Origin of the sequence: Flavobacterium sp. 102, assembly GCF_003634615.1 — a bacterium.
GTDB lineage: Bacteria > Bacteroidota > Bacteroidia > Flavobacteriales > Flavobacteriaceae > Flavobacterium.
This window is the reverse complement of sequence record NZ_RBKX01000001.1, coordinates 2,386,563-2,401,366: the sequence shown is the minus strand read 5'-3', so window position 1 is coordinate 2,401,366 and position 14,804 is coordinate 2,386,563. Positions and strand designations below refer to the sequence as shown.

Here is a 14,804-nt window from a genome sequence, read left to right as displayed (position 1 = left end):
ACCGATAAAATTGTTGCCTCATGAAAAATTATATCCTACTATTCACCGCATTATCACTTTTACAAGCGAATGCCCAAGTCAATGAAGAAAAAAAACTGACTATTGACCCACAAACCAATTGCGAACTGCGTTACTTTTATTTTCCCAATATGGAAGCTTATTACGATATGAAAAATGAGGTATTCCATTACCAGGAAAATAATGAATGGGTAACCAACACGCAACTTCCTCCAAATTATGGTGGCTATTCACTTTACAAAAAAGAAAGAGTTATACTCACTGATTTTGAGGGTGACAATCCCGAACAGTTGATAAAAACGCACAGAAAAATGTATCCTTACAATCCGAAAGGAAGAATACAAAGACCGGCGCAGCCCAAACTATCAGACAATACAATAGCTTTTTTTTAGAATAAAATATTAAAATCAAAACTAAACAATATCATGCAAAATTTATTATACACTATAGCCGTAGTACTTGTCATACTTTGGTTTTTTGGATTCCTGGTTTTTAATATTGGCTCCATCATTCATATACTGTTATTAGTTGCAGTAATAGCCATTTTGCTAAGAATCATTAAAGGAGAAGAAGTATAGATAGAAAACGAGGCAAACCAATCATTTAAATTCAATACCATGAAATCGAAGATTAACGAATGCCAAAAAAAGAATTTTAAAATTGTGAGTAAAACAATTTTTAGAAATTCCGTGAATTTTGTTGTGGCACTGTGCTTATTGACTACCGTTACAACATTTGCTCAAGAAGCGCCAACCAAAAATTATGACCAAGGTTTCCGCTTGGGATTTGGTCTCAGTGGCGGACTTCCGCTCCAAGATCCGTATGATTTTAATTTAGGAGCTGATGTTAGACTTCAATATGATTTATCGACTAAATATTCATTGACCTTGACTACCGGTTTCAGTAACTTTTTTATTAGTGGAAAAGACAATGATTTAGGCTATATTCCGGTAAAAGGTGGATTTAAAGCCTTTGTTTTAAAAGACAAATTATACTTACTAGGAGAAATTGGAGCTGCCTTTGCAGTGACCAATGATTATGATGAAACTTCCTTTTTATTAAGTCCGGGAATTGGTTACGCTACGGAAATGATTGATATTAGCTTGCGCTACGATCATTACAGTGATTTTCCAATACTCGACAACAACAATACTGTAGACAAAGGTTTGGGACTGGTTGCTTTGAGAATTGCCTACGGATTTAGGCTATAATTTGATAAGCACGAAAAAGGGCTAACAATCAAATGTTAGCCCTTTTTTATTTTTAGAAAACTTCACTTTCTTTTAATTTCTCCATATTGTTAACCAATTGAAGTTCGTCAACAAATTTTTGAATTTTCCCATTCATCACACCATCCATATCAAAAACGTCTAACCCAATTCGGTGATCGGTTACTCGACCTTGTGCATAGTTATAGGTACGAATTTTAGCAGAACGGTCACCCGAACTTACTTGAGAAGTACGTTTGGTAGCATCTTCGGCTTGCTTTTTAGCTAATTCTTGTTCGTATAAACGAGAGCGTAATACCTCCAAGGCTTTGTCTTTATTCTTATGCTGTGATTTTTGATCCTGACATTGTGCTACCAATCCGGAAGGAATGTGCGTTAAACGAACCGCCGATTTTGTAGTATTTACTGATTGTCCACCTGGTCCTGACGAACAGAAGAAATCTACACGAACATCATTCATGTCAATTTGCACGTCAAATTCTTCGGCCTCCGGTAAAACCATAACCGTCGCTGCAGAAGTGTGAACTCTTCCTTGTGTTTCGGTTTGTGGCACACGTTGTACACGGTGAACACCGGCTTCAAATTTCAAGGTTCCATAAACATCTTCTCCGGTTACTTCAAAAATCACCTCTTTGAAACCACCAGAAGTTCCTTCATTCATATCAACTACTGAAGTTCTCCAACCGCGAGACTCGCAATATTTGGTATACATTCTGTATAAATCTCCTGCAAAAATAGAGGCTTCATCACCACCGGTTCCGGCACGGATTTCCACCATGACGTTTTTAGCATCTTCGGCATCTTTAGGAATCAACATAAATTTGATTTCTTCTTCCAATTCAGGTAAACGATCTTTGGCTTCGTCCAATTGCATCTTGGCCATTTCAACCATTTCAGCATCTGAACCATCAGCAAGAATTTCGTTGGCTTCTTTTATATTGGCGTCAAGCGTAACGTATTCATCACGTTTTTCCATTAACGCTTTTAACCCTTTGTATTCCTGATTTAACTGTACATAACGCTTTTGATCAGCGATAATATCAGGCTGAATAATCAAATCTGATACTTCGTCGAAACGTTGTTTTACATATTGTAATCTCTCTAACATGTGTTTGTCTTTCTGTTTTGGAGTGCAAAAATAGTAAAAAACGTTTGATTTTTTTGATTTTTAACCTTTCGTTTTTTAGGGCAGTTTTAAGACTCTATTTATAGTGTTTAGAAGAATGCTTTAGTATTTTTGTAAAATATACTGCTCCAAATGACTGCATTTTCAAAAGACAAGAAAAACTTCAACTCCATTTTAATTGGAAAATTAATCATTGCTTCGGTTTTAATTAGTGTTCTTTCCTCTTTTTTAGCCATTTCTTTAAAACATTCCACGGAATATTTTGAGAATGCTTTCTTTTTAAAGGCTGAAAGCAATATTATTTATTTATTGATTTTACCAACATTCGGATTGGCGGTTATTTACTTTCTACGCCAATATTTATTCAAGAAAAAAGCCAATAAAGGCATTACCGAAGTTTTTGAAGCTACCGAATCAAAATCAAAGAATTTGCCGTTGTATAAAATTCCGTCACATTTTATCAACGGATTATTAACCGTTGCGTTTGGCGGCTCCACCGGAATTGAGGTTTCTACAGTTGTGGCAACTGCAGCAATTGGAAATACGGCACAGCAAAAAGAAAAGATTTTCAGAAAATACAAAACCGAGTTAATTTGCGCAGGAATCACGGCCGGAATCACCATTTTATTCAGCAGTCCAGTTGCCGGAATTTTGTTTTCCTTGGAAGTGATTGCCAGAAAGACAAATCGGGTTTTCTTTTTGACCAATGTCATAGCGTTAACAGTGGCTTCGGCTTTACTTTTAATACTGAATGAAGGTCCACTATTCAATGTTATCATTACTACTTGGCATTTGTATGCGATTCCATATTTCATTTTACTCGGCATTTTAGCCGGACTAAATTCGGTTTACTTAACTAAAACGGTGTTGTTTTTTAAATCCTTTTTTGGCAAAAAATTAGATAGACAGAAAATCCTATTTGGTGGCATTATTTTAAGTGTTTGTCTAATACTGTTTCCACAATTGTATGGCGATGGTTATCATGCTTTGAAAGAAATTTTCTCCCATACCAATTCAATACTAACTCCAATCTTAACCTTAATTGGCATCCTGATTTTAAAACCGATTATCACTTCAGCAACATTGGCTGCGGGTGGAGATGGTGGTGTTTTTGCACCGAGTTTGTTTATTGGTGCTTTTTTAGGATTGTTTGTTGCAACCATTTCCAATAATTTTTTCCAGGCCGATGTTATTCCTATAAACTTCATGGTTATCGGAATGGCAGCTGTTTTAAGTGCTAGTATTCATGCGCCTTTTACTGCCTTATTTCTGGTTTGTGGTATGATTAATAATTACACCCTATTCTTCCCTATTCTACTGGTTTGTTTTGTGTCTAAATATATTTCGAAAATGATTTTCCCATTTACAGTCTATACTTATTCATCAGCCAATTTAAAATAGATTATGCCGATTAAAAATATAAAAAGAAGTTATCGTAAGACAAAATACATTCTCTATAAAGAAACTTTAATTGATTTTAAAGAACACTTTTGGGCGTTTATTGGTTCGTTTATTGGCATTGGTATTATTGCTTATTTACAATCACAAACTTTACCCAATAGCGATGTCATCTATATGATTGGCTCTTTTGGTGCCTCTAGTGTTTTGGTTTATGGCGTAATTCAAAGCCCATTAGCTCAGCCTCGAAATCTGGTTGGCGGCCATTTGATTTCAGCAATCATTGGCGTAACGGTTCAAAGATTAGCACCCGATGTCTTATGGATCACTGCTCCATTAGCTGTTTCGTTATCAATCGTATTAATGCAAATCACCAAAACGCTTCATCCTCCGGGAGGAGCTACTGCTCTGATTGCAGTAACCGGTTCGGCTGAGTTGAAAAGTTTAGGTTACTGGTATGTAATTTCTCCGGTTTTAATTGGAGCAATGATATTATTAGTTGTGGCCTTATTTTTTAATAACATTACCTCGAACAGACAATATCCAACGAATAAAGGCTTTAACAAATGGATGACAAAAATTCCTTTATTTACGAAATACAATATAAAAGAGTAAACAATAGGCTTGCCACTCTCTTTTTGCTTTAACTGTTTTTACCTATTTTTACCCTCTAAAACTTAAAAATTTATGAAAGTTATAAAACCCTTGTTGATTGGAACAGTTTTGATTTTGGCTTCATGTCAAGATAAATCGGAAAATAAATATGAAAAACTAGAGAAAATGACTTGGCTTATTGGCCAATGGGAAAATAAATCACCAGAAGGACTTTTAACTGAGACTTGGACTAAAGATAATGACAGTACCTTTTCAGGCCAAACCTATTTTATCAAAAACGAAAAAGACACCTTACATTCCGAAAGTATTGTTTTAACCCAAACAAAAGAAGCACTGATTTACAGACCGACTGTAAAAGGACAAAACAATGACCAACCGGTTGACTTTAAATTGACTTCTGACTTAGAGAACAGTTTTACTTTTGAAAATCCGAAACATGATTATCCACAAAAAATAGTCTACAAAAAATTAAACGACAAATCATTGGTTGCAACTATTTCCGGAATTCAACAAGGCAAACAGAGTTCAGAAAGTTATCCGATGAAGAAAAAATAACACCAAACTCTTATCAAAAGCAAAGCTTCTCCTATTTTGGGAAGCTTTTTTCATTTGTAAGCTAAAGCAATTCAATCTATTAAATTAATTATTCATATTTAGTCTAAATAAGCTTTGAAAATAGAATCCTCCTATTTATATTTGCGAAGTTATTTTTAATTAATCTAAATAAGAATGAAAAGTATAATCATCCTATCTGCAGGTCTGCTAATTTCAATGACGACTATTGGTCAAGAAACAAAGAAAGATACCATTAATAAATTGAAAGAAGTAGAAATCAATACCAACAAATACAAATACAAAAGAGAAAAAAGTACTACTGTATCAAGAATGCCATTAAACAACATTGAAAACCCACAAGTTTACAATACCGTTACCAGCGAGCTTTTGAAAGAACAAGTGGTAACTAATTTCAATGATGCTTTAAAAAATGCAACAGGAATCACCAGATTATGGGAGTCAACCGGTCGTGGCGGTGATGGTGCCGAATATTACAGCATGAGAGGTTTTGCTGTGCAACCAACAATGATCAATGGTTTACCAGGAATTAACAACGGTTCAATTGACCCAATAAATGTTGATAATATTGAAGTGATCAAAGGTCCATCAGGGACTTTATTTGGCAGTAGTTTAATTTCATATGGAGGCTTAATCAATATAGTGACCAAAAAACCACATTCGAAATTTGGTGGAGAAATTGGATATAATGCCGGAACTTACGGAATGGACCGAGTGACAGCCGATGTAAATATTCCTTTGAATAATGAGGTCGATTTTAGAGTAAACACCGCTTACCAAAGCGAAAGCTCGTTTCAAGATGCTGGTTTCGCAAAATCATTCTTCTTTGCTCCTTCTTTGAGTTATAAAGTCAATGATAAACTTTCGTTCTTAATTAACACCGAATTCTCTCAAAGGAAATCTGCTAACGCACCTATGATTTTTTTAAACAGATATGCAACACTTTCCTTTGACTCAATGGATTTATTTGAACAGAATTATGAGAATTCATTCACTTCAAATGAATTAACAATAAGCAATCCAACATTTAACATGCAAGCGCAGATGTTTTATAAATTATCTGAGCAATGGACATCACAAACAGTATTGTCAAGAAGTAATAGCAAAACAAGTGGTTACTATTCTTATTTATATGACAACGCAAATGGCAATGATTTCAACCGTTGGATTTCTAAAAGAACAGGAGAAACATTGGCCACAGACATCCAACAAAACTTTATTGGAGATTTCAAAATTGGAAATTTGAGAAACCGAATAGTTATTGGTATAGACTATTATAATTCCAATATCATCAATGGAGGAACCAATTGGTTTACCAACGGAGTGGTATCATTAGCAGATGGTAACGATACCGGCGATTTGACACAAGCAGGCGTTGACAATATTCTAGCCAATTCATTTGAAGGAAATACAACTGCTGAAACTGAGGTAATCAGCGCTTATGCATCTGACGTATTAAACATTACAGACAAACTTTCGGTAATGGCCAGTTTGAGAGTTGATAGTTTTAAATCGGGTTCAGGTCCATCAGAAAACAAACAAACATCCTTTTCCCCAAAATTTGGTGCTGTTTACCAATTAATTCAAAACAAAGTTTCCGTTTTTGGAAACTATATGAACGGTTTTATTAATTCAGCTCCACAAGGAACAAGTAATCCAAACGTGTATTTAACTTTCAAACCTGAACATGCCAATCAATATGAATTTGGTTTAAAAACCAATTTATATAAAGACATTATTTCGGCCACTATCAGCTATTACAATATTGATGTAAAAGATAAAGTAATGTCTGATCCTAGCTTCACTAATTTCCGTCAAGGCGGAAAAGTCAACAGCAATGGAGTTGAAGTGAGTTTTACAGCCAACCCAATGAAAGGTTTCAACATCATAGCAGGTTACAGCTATAATGATAGTGAGGTAATCAAAGATATTTTAGATGATTCCTATGTTGGCTTGCGACCGGAAGAAGCCGGTCCTCAAAACTTAGTGAATCTTTGGGCAAATTACACTTTCCCTTCGGGAGATTTGAAAGGTTTCGGATTTGGAATTGGAGGTAATCATGCCAGTGAATACAAAACTTTACACCGAACCAACATTGGTACTTTTGCTTTACCGGATTATACCATCTTAAATTCTGCTTTATCATACAACAACGATAAATTCAATATTACGTTAAAAGTAAATAACATTTTTAACGAAAAATATTATTCAGGTTGGTCAACCATCACGCCACAGCGTTTGAGAAGTTTGACTGCCGGTTTAACTTATAAATTTTAATTCACTATTAAAATTTGATTACTTGTTTGTTTAATTAAACTCCTCATTTCGATGAGGGGTTTTTACACTTTATAAATGAAAAACGGGGCTGTTAAAAAAACCATTAGAAACATTCATCTTTGGTTAGGATTATCATCGGGTATTATTGTTTTTATTATCGCTATTACCGGTTGTTTGTATGCTTTTCAAGAAGAAATTCAAAACATTACCGAGGAATATCGCTTTGTTGAAAAACAAAACACTCCTTTCCTATTGCCTACTGAATTGGAAAAAATTGCCCGCAAACAATTCCCTGACAAAATACTTCACGCCATTAAATACAACGGTTCAAGTAAATCTGCTGAAGCTATTTTCTTCAGTCATGATGATAATGATAAAAGCAAAGACTACTACAATATCATTTATCTCAATCCGTATTCAGGAGAAGTTTTAGAAAAGGCTGATATGTATTCCGGCTTTTTCAGATGGGTTTTGGACGGTCATTTTTACCTTTGGTTACCGCATGAAATCGGACAAACTGTTTGTGCTTCGGCTACCTTAATCTTTTTATTCATGTTGATTACAGGTTTAATTCTTTGGTACCCAAAAAACAAAAAAGCAGCCAAACAACGCTTTTGGTTCCGATGGAAAGATGGTTTGAAATGGAAACGTAAAAACTATGATTTACACAATATTACCGGTTTTTATGTGATGTCAATAGCGCTAATCTTTGCCGTTACCGGTTTGGTTTGGGGATTTCCATGGTTTGCTTATAGTTATTATACAATTATTGGTGGCGAAAAGTCGTTGGTTTATGAAGATCCGATTTCTAAAAAAGAAATTGCCTATACTGCTGTTGCAAAACCTTTGGATAAAGTTTGGATGTTGATGCAAAAAGAATATCCTGAGGCCAAATCAATTGAAGTGCATCCGCCGGAAACTGATTCGAGTTCCATAGCTGCCAATGCCAATTTAGACGAAGGCACATATTGGGAAACTGATTACCGTTATTTTGACCAATATACCTTAAATGAAAAAAAAGTAAATCACATCTACGGAAAGTTACAAGACGCCAATACATCCGATAAATTGATGCGAATGAACTATGATATTCACACCGGTGCTATTTTGGGTTTACCCGGAAAAATATTCGCCTTTTTGATTAGTTTACTAATTGCCAGTTTACCGATTACCGGCTTTTTGATATGGTACGGAAGAAGAAATAAAATGACACCTAATTAATTTAGGTGTTTTTTTTACTCCTATTTTTCAGTAAATCAAAGTATTAAATTTAACTTGTTGAAAACTATTTATATTTAATCTAAATAAACTTTTTTTATCCGTTTCTCGTATTTATATTTGCACCGTTATTTTAACTTATTCTAAATAAATGTACAAATATACCTCAATCCTCGCCTTCTCACTTGCTATCAATGCTGTTGGTTTTTCTCAAGAAACCAAAAACAATTTTCAGGAAGACCTATATGCAGTCAATGATACTGTAAAAAACAAAAAAGGGGAAACACTGCAAGAAGTAGTCATCATTTCTCAACAACAAAAAACGATAGTAAAAGGTGGTAAAACCAACATCAAACCTTTAGACTTACCACAAGCCACTTTTGTAATTGGTAAAGAAACTATCAAACAACAACAAATTTTAAGATTATCTGATGCTTTGAAAAACGCTAATGGTGTTTATGTTTCAGGTGCGAGCAATGCTTCCGGAAATAACCAAGAAGAATTGGGTTCAAGAGGCTTTACTTTCAGCGGCGCCAATACTTTTAAAAACGGTGTTCGTTTCAACGGTTCCTTAATTCCGGAAACAAGCTCTTTAGAAAGCATCGAAATCCTAAAAGGAAGTGCGGCACTTTTATACGGTAACGTTGCTCCGGGTGGAATTTTGAACCTTATCACCAAAAAACCACGATTTGACCATGGAGGTGAATTGAGTTTCAGAGCCACTGAATACAATTTCTTCAAACCTACTGTTGATGTTTACGGTGCTGTAAACAATAGCAATACTGTAGCTTACCGATTTATCACCAGTTACGAACAAGGAAATAGTTTTAGAGATGAAGTACAAACGCAGCGAATTTATTTCAATCCTTCTTTCTTATTTGATATTTCTGCAAAAACTAACATTATAGTAGAAGCCGATTATACTAAAGACAATCGAACGCCCGATTTTGGTTTGGCCGCCATTGACTACAAAGTAGTTGAATTGCCTATAAACTCCTTTTTAGGGTTCAATTGGGGAAAATTTGATTCAGAGCAAATTGGTTTTACTTCAACCATCAACCATGATTTAAGCAAGAATTGGCAACTGAAAGGAATTTTTTCTTACCAAGGTTATAGCACTAATTTGCTGTCAAGTTTAAGACCTAATGCCGGAATTACAGATCCTTTAAACCCAAACAACAATTTAGTTCGTGCGAATGGAGATTGGATCAGAGGAGTTCAAAAAACCGATACAGAACAAGATTACAGCTTGGTTGAAGTAGATTTAACCGGTACATTCAATACCGGAAAAATAAAACACACTTTACTGGTTGGTGCCGATGCGGATCAAAGCAATACAACCACTTTGGCTTACAAAAACATCAATTACTACGACAAAATAAACATCTACAATCCGTATTTTGTAATTCAAAAGAATTCAATTTATGCTAATACTATTGTGCCATCAATGGATAAAAACACCAATGCATTAGCCAATATAAAAAGAGCCGGGGTTTATTTTCAAGACTTAATCGAATTACACGCTAAATTCAAAGTATTGGCCGGATTGCGTTACAGCTATTTGGAAAACACCTCTAGCACCTTTACTTTTAGCGCTACTCCTACGCCGAGTGTTCCAACAACAAATAACGATAATATCATTTCACCAAAATTAGGTTTGGTATTCCAACCAACCAAAACCAATTCAATATTCGCAAGCTATTCTGATTCCTTTGTATTGAATACCGGAACCGACATAAACTTGAATGCTTTGCCACATTCCACCATCAATCAATATGAAGTTGGAATTAAAAATGAGTTTTTCAAAGGTCATTTGGTGGCCAATTTGACGACTTATTTAATCGACTACAGCAATTTGGCACAAACAGATTTCTCTAACGGAAATACGAACACCAACATCAAAGAATTAGCCGGTGCTTACCAAAGTAAAGGAGTAGAATTAGACATTACTGCGCACCACAAAGGTTTGAGAATGATTGCCGGTTACAGTTTTAATGAAACAAAATATACCAAAAGCAACATCTACAATCCGGGAACCTATTTAAGATTTTCTCCAAAACATACTGCTAACGCCAGTGCATTCTATACATTTGAAAATACTAAATTGAAAGGATTAGAATTAGGATTACAATCTACTTTTATCGGAGAACGTCTTGGTGGAAGATTAAGACCAAACAACGCTTCTACTGCAGCAGAATTGGCTAGAAAACCAATTCCGGTTGAAGGTTTTTTACAATTTGATGCTTCTATCGGTTATTCTATCAAAGAGTTTTCCATCAGAGCCAGATTATCCAACTTAGGAAATGTAGTGAGTTACTACGTTTACGATGACAACACCGTTACTCCTATTGCACCTAGAATGCTTACCACAACATTGTCTTATAAATTCTAAAAAAATGAAGCAAGCCACCATCAGAAATTTGCACCGCGACTTAGGGTATTTTTACATTGGATTGATCATTTCATTTGCCTTTTCGGGCATCATGATGAACCACAGAGAGAATTGGCATCCCGAAAAATACACGGTAGAAACCAAAGCCATCGAAGTAAAAATGCCAACTGAAGACAAAATCAGCGAGCCGTTTGCGGATTCATTAGGTAAAGCTTTAGGCATTGAGGACAAAATTCGCCGTCACAGTGTAAAGAAAGGAACTTTCAAAATTTCATTCGAAAAACACGATGTTGAAATCGATATGAAAACCGGAAAAGGCGAAATTGTTTCTTTTCACAAAACACCTATCATCAGTCATATGATGAAACTGCACAAAAACACTTCCAATTGGTGGATTTATTATTCCGACATCTTTGGAATATCATTGATAACGATAGCCATCACGGGAGCGATTATGATTCCTGCCGGTAAGTTTACCTTTAAACGCAGAGGTTGGAAACTGGCACTCGCCGGACTTATTTTCCCTTTATTGTTTTTATTCTTGTTGGGTTAACAAGCACAAACAAAAAGCCCCGATTAATCGGGGCTTTTTTATTAACGCCTGGCGCTGAAATACTTTCCGAAAGCATCACAGTTTGAGGTCAATTCGTTATAATAATTAGGGTACTTTTCTTTTAACTCTTTATAGTATTTATTATTGGCCATAATGTAATTCTGGAACTGATTGTAATCACCTTTAAAACTATCGTTGTCGGCATGAATCAATCTATTGGCTTCACAACGGGCAATCATTCGCAAACACAAAGCTTTAAATTTATCCGTTTTAGCATTTTTTAGGGCTAACAAATAATAAGTCTTTGCCGAAAGGCATTCGTAATATTCTCTTTCATCTTCCAGTGTAGTAGGATTTCCTCCACCAGTCCAATAGTAACGACGCATCATCCAGGCATTTCCAAAATGTGTCATGTTATAATAGCAATTGCCCACTAAAAAATAATAGTAATCTTTATTCTTCTCGTTGGGGTTTTCGGCTTTGTTGATATACTTAATCAATTGTCTGGTAACGGTATATTTATTGATGCGAACAGTATCTTTTAAGGGAATAAACTCCGGAGTATACTTTACAACATAGAAAGGATTTTGGTCAAAAATTTTATCGCCAAAAAACCAGCCGTTGTTATCGCGTTCCCAGTTAGTATATTTTTCATTCCAAAGTTTCGCGTCTACTTTCTTAAAGCTTTGCATTGCTTTAGTCAGTTTGTTTTGTCTAATGTATTTGGTGCCTAATAAATCATACAAAAGAGGTAATTCCGTCTTTAACACATTGTATTTAAAAACCGAAAACTCATCTTCCTTGTCTCTGTTTTTATAAACGTTGTCAATCAAAGCTTCCATTTGTCCGGGCGTATACATTACGTTGATGTAATCGAAATAATTAGTATAGAAATCAGAATAATTGTCGGTTGAATTGGTAACCGTTTTCCAATAAACGCTATTGTAATAATCATGATTTTCATAATAATTCTCATACCCTTTGCCTAAGGTGGAATACAATAATGCCGCATCACTCGTGTTTCCTTTGTATTCTAATTCTCTTCCCAAAGCAAAGAGAAACTTTTGGTGATTTTTATTTCTTAAAATAACCGGTTTTACTTCGTTGAGCAATATGGCGCTTCCGTAGGCCTGATTGGCTGTTAAGGCCAATGCCTCAATAATTTCTAATTGATTGGTAACCAATTCAGATTGTTTGACTTTTTGCAATTCATCCAACAAAGCAATGCTGCTGTTGTAGTCTTTAGTGATGAATAACAAATATGCTTTACAGGTTTTCCAAAGCATCGGATTTTCAACTGAATTCAAATCCAGACCATTGATAAAGCGCAATAATTCTCCGGCGTAATTTCTATCGGCAACAACTCTTTTTTGCACGGCGGCAAAGACAGAGACTTCTTCTTGCCAATAACTGTTGGTTTCTACCGATGGCTCAAAAAGCGAATAATAAGGCGTAAAAACCCAATCTTCTATTTTGTTCATTTCGCGCAACAGCATAAAACTCAACCCATCAAACTTTGGTCGGTATTCATGTACTTTCTTGAAATATTCTAACGATTTATCGTGTTTTAAAATTCCGGCAAAAAGATAAACATTAGCTCTTTCATCGTTGGTTTTTGCGAAGGCCAATACTTGTTCTAAAGGAATATCACTATGATAATATTGCGAAATGACAAAACGTTTTTCAGGTGCATTGACAAAAACCTGTGAAGCATAAAAATTGGCCAAAGCTTTATCTTCTTCGGCAATGGTTCTGAAATACAAACCCCAATAAAACAAGATGTCTTTTGATGGTTTCTCTTTAAAAACAGTATCAAAAAGCATTCTTATTTTAACCAAATCTTGACTGTAAAATGCCAACCGGATAGCCAAAAAAGTATAGCGAAACTTTAGGGCTTCGTTTTTAGTTTGTTTCGAAAGCAAAATGGCTTTTTCTAACAATTTCTTTCGAACCGGAGACGCTTGTACTTCATTGCGTTCCCAAGGATCTTCCATCCAGGAATTGAAAAACTCGCAGTTTTTGGCAAACTTCAAATAATTAATCGCCTCAAAATCTTTGTTTTGGTACAAATAAAGCAGCATCGCATTTTGTGACCTCGAATGGATATCACCCAAAGTCATTCCGTTCATTACCTCTTGAACCGCTTGATAAGAAATTTTATTTTTGCAATATTTCACCCATAGCAATTCATTGGGCGTTTTATCAAAATCCCTATACGCCGCATTAGATTGGAATGAATTGGCGGAATAATAAAACTCTGAATAAGAATGGTATCCCATCAAATCGGGATTGAAAAATGAAAACCGAAGTTCTTCACCATAAGGATAAAACCCACAAGCAAAAAGACTGTTACTTGCTAAAAGTGCTATAAAACCCAGAAAGTTCTTCATTGGTATAATTGCTTAATTGTTGTTCGTCTAAATGGAATAAAGAAACAGTAGTATGCTTGTCAAACTTGACATACTTCTTTAATAGATGAATGGCTTCTTCCACTTTTTGAGCGTTAATTTCTTCAAACTTAACTTTATCGCCAATCCGCAAATAAGTTTCATTGATAACAGTGTCTTTGGTTACCGAATACCAAAAAGGTTTTATCTCTTTCAACAACTTTTTGACGACTTTATTATCTGTATAGATTACATTGGAAAACTGCTCATTTTTATAGACTTGCATCCACGAATAAATGGGCAAAGCTATGTCTAAATGCTTTGGATAAACTTTATCTGTATCCAAATAACTTTCTAATTCATCAATATCCAATATCGAGTTTTTGGTGTGATTTTGCAAAGGATTCAATAAATTGTAACACATCAAAGTGGCTTTATCAACCGGTGGAACGCCCATTTTATCAGGATATTTATAAGGATACAAACGCAGTGTGCAACTAATTTCCTTTTGGGAAATGGCTTTTAGTTTTTTCAAAAAATAAAAATAGTTGTCTTTGGATTTCAACGTCCAATCACAATCCATTTGAAACTCAGTCAGTGCTTTAGCCTCTCTGAATTTTTCTTTATAAAATTTAGCAATCAAAAAATTAATGTTATCGGCCAAAGTATCCAAACTAGCTTGATTGGATTTTAGGAAAACCGCATTTTTTATATATACAGTCGGCACTATATTTATACTATCAAGGTTGTACAAATAAAGTTGCGTTTTAGAAATGGGAAAATTACCCATAGCATCACTGTAATCGACTTCAAAAAACTTAACATACAGCTTGTTTACTTTCTGCATTTCCCGAATAGAATCCTCTTTTTGTGATATATTCCAATTGTCACTCTTCCAATAGTAAAAAGCGCGTTCCACATTGGCTATTTTGTGTTCCTCTTTACACGAAAAAAACAGGCAGGAAATCAAACCGAGAAGCAGCACTTTTTTCATAAAATTGATGTTTTGGGTATAACG

13 protein-coding genes are annotated in these 14,804 nt (G+C 35.0%); 10 read left to right on the top strand and 3 right to left on the bottom strand.

Annotated elements, in window-relative coordinates:
* The first annotated feature begins 20 nt into the window (after window positions 1-20).
* The 3 genes from C8C84_RS10355 to C8C84_RS10345 are packed head-to-tail and all read left to right on the top strand — an operon-like array spanning window position 21 to window position 1,229.
* Window positions 21-410, top strand: a complete 390-nt coding sequence (locus C8C84_RS10355) for a hypothetical protein (protein ID WP_121313569.1) — start codon at window positions 21-23, stop codon at window positions 408-410.
* A 33-nt stretch (window positions 411-443) separates the two neighbouring features.
* Window positions 444-596, top strand: a complete 153-nt coding sequence (locus C8C84_RS10350; RefSeq protein WP_121313568.1) for a lmo0937 family membrane protein — start codon at window positions 444-446, stop codon at window positions 594-596.
* 39 nt (window positions 597-635) lie between these two features.
* Window positions 636-1,229, top strand: a complete 594-nt coding sequence (locus tag C8C84_RS10345; RefSeq protein WP_233549776.1) for a hypothetical protein — start codon at window positions 636-638, stop codon at window positions 1,227-1,229.
* A gap of 52 nt (window positions 1,230-1,281) precedes the next feature.
* Here the strand turns inward: C8C84_RS10345 and prfA are convergent, their stop codons facing one another.
* On the bottom strand, window positions 1,282-2,355 hold the full coding sequence (gene prfA, locus C8C84_RS10340) for a peptide chain release factor 1 (protein WP_121313567.1): 1,074 nt from the start codon (window positions 2,353-2,355) through the stop codon (window positions 1,282-1,284).
* Window positions 2,356-2,505: 150 nt separating this feature from the next.
* On the opposite strand from prfA, the gene C8C84_RS10335 reads away from it, so the two are divergent.
* From C8C84_RS10335 to C8C84_RS10305, 7 genes are all read left to right on the top strand, one after another.
* Window positions 2,506-3,774 (top strand): chloride channel protein, encoded by a 1,269-nt coding sequence (locus C8C84_RS10335; RefSeq protein WP_121313566.1) that lies wholly within the window; start codon window positions 2,506-2,508, stop codon window positions 3,772-3,774.
* A gap of 3 nt (window positions 3,775-3,777) precedes the next feature.
* Entirely contained in the window at window positions 3,778-4,386 is a 609-nt protein-coding gene (locus C8C84_RS10330) for an HPP family protein (RefSeq protein ID WP_121313565.1), read from the top strand.
* 72 nt (window positions 4,387-4,458) lie between these two features.
* Window positions 4,459-4,941: a DUF6265 family protein gene (locus C8C84_RS10325; protein WP_121313564.1), complete on the top strand. Its 483-nt coding sequence runs from the start codon at window positions 4,459-4,461 to the stop codon at window positions 4,939-4,941.
* Window positions 4,942-5,115: 174 nt separating this feature from the next.
* The gene (locus tag C8C84_RS10320) at window positions 5,116-7,236 is read left to right on the top strand and encodes a TonB-dependent siderophore receptor (RefSeq protein WP_121313563.1); all 2,121 of its coding nucleotides are present in this window, start codon (window positions 5,116-5,118) and stop codon (window positions 7,234-7,236) included.
* Between the two features lie 75 nt (window positions 7,237-7,311).
* Window positions 7,312-8,457: a PepSY domain-containing protein gene (locus tag C8C84_RS10315; RefSeq protein WP_121313562.1), complete on the top strand. Its 1,146-nt coding sequence runs from the start codon at window positions 7,312-7,314 to the stop codon at window positions 8,455-8,457.
* 148 nt (window positions 8,458-8,605) lie between these two features.
* Complete coding sequence (locus C8C84_RS10310; RefSeq protein WP_121313561.1) at window positions 8,606-10,846, top strand: TonB-dependent siderophore receptor; 2,241 nt, start codon at window positions 8,606-8,608, stop codon at window positions 10,844-10,846.
* A 4-nt stretch (window positions 10,847-10,850) separates the two neighbouring features.
* The gene (locus C8C84_RS10305) at window positions 10,851-11,399 is read left to right on the top strand and encodes a PepSY-associated TM helix domain-containing protein (RefSeq protein ID WP_121313560.1); all 549 of its coding nucleotides are present in this window, start codon (window positions 10,851-10,853) and stop codon (window positions 11,397-11,399) included.
* Window positions 11,400-11,440: 41 nt separating this feature from the next.
* On the opposite strand, the gene C8C84_RS10300 is transcribed toward C8C84_RS10305, so the two are convergent.
* Window positions 11,441-13,789 carry a hypothetical protein gene (locus tag C8C84_RS10300; protein ID WP_121313559.1) on the bottom strand — a complete coding sequence of 783 codons (2,349 nt, stop codon included), beginning with the start codon at window positions 13,787-13,789 and terminating at the stop codon, window positions 11,441-11,443.
* On the bottom strand, window positions 13,749-14,780 hold the full coding sequence (locus tag C8C84_RS10295) for a hypothetical protein (RefSeq protein ID WP_121313558.1): 1,032 nt from the start codon (window positions 14,778-14,780) through the stop codon (window positions 13,749-13,751). The genes C8C84_RS10300 and C8C84_RS10295 overlap by 41 nt, the downstream gene beginning before the upstream one ends.
* Between the last annotated feature and the right edge of the window lie 24 nt (window positions 14,781-14,804).

Bases quoted from the DNA above. Each gene is read 5' to 3' on its own strand.
- C8C84_RS10355 (WP_121313569.1), top strand. From the start codon at position 21: ATGAAAAATTATATCCTACTATTCACCGCATTATCACTTTTACAAGCG.
- C8C84_RS10350 (WP_121313568.1), top strand. From the start codon at position 444: ATGCAAAATTTATTATACACTATAGCCGTAGTACTTGTCATACTTTGG.
- C8C84_RS10345 (WP_233549776.1), top strand. From the start codon at position 636: ATGAAATCGAAGATTAACGAATGCCAAAAAAAGAATTTTAAAATTGTG.
- prfA (WP_121313567.1), bottom strand. From the start codon at position 2,355: ATGTTAGAGAGATTACAATATGTAAAACAACGTTTCGACGAAGTATCA.
- C8C84_RS10335 (WP_121313566.1), top strand. From the start codon at position 2,506: ATGACTGCATTTTCAAAAGACAAGAAAAACTTCAACTCCATTTTAATT.
- C8C84_RS10330 (WP_121313565.1), top strand. From the start codon at position 3,778: ATGCCGATTAAAAATATAAAAAGAAGTTATCGTAAGACAAAATACATT.
- C8C84_RS10325 (WP_121313564.1), top strand. From the start codon at position 4,459: ATGAAAGTTATAAAACCCTTGTTGATTGGAACAGTTTTGATTTTGGCT.
- C8C84_RS10320 (WP_121313563.1), top strand. From the start codon at position 5,116: ATGAAAAGTATAATCATCCTATCTGCAGGTCTGCTAATTTCAATGACG.
- C8C84_RS10315 (WP_121313562.1), top strand. From the start codon at position 7,312: ATGAAAAACGGGGCTGTTAAAAAAACCATTAGAAACATTCATCTTTGG.
- C8C84_RS10310 (WP_121313561.1), top strand. From the start codon at position 8,606: ATGTACAAATATACCTCAATCCTCGCCTTCTCACTTGCTATCAATGCT.
- C8C84_RS10305 (WP_121313560.1), top strand. From the start codon at position 10,851: ATGAAGCAAGCCACCATCAGAAATTTGCACCGCGACTTAGGGTATTTT.
- C8C84_RS10300 (WP_121313559.1), bottom strand. From the start codon at position 13,789: ATGAAGAACTTTCTGGGTTTTATAGCACTTTTAGCAAGTAACAGTCTT.
- C8C84_RS10295 (WP_121313558.1), bottom strand. From the start codon at position 14,780: ATGAAAAAAGTGCTGCTTCTCGGTTTGATTTCCTGCCTGTTTTTTTCG.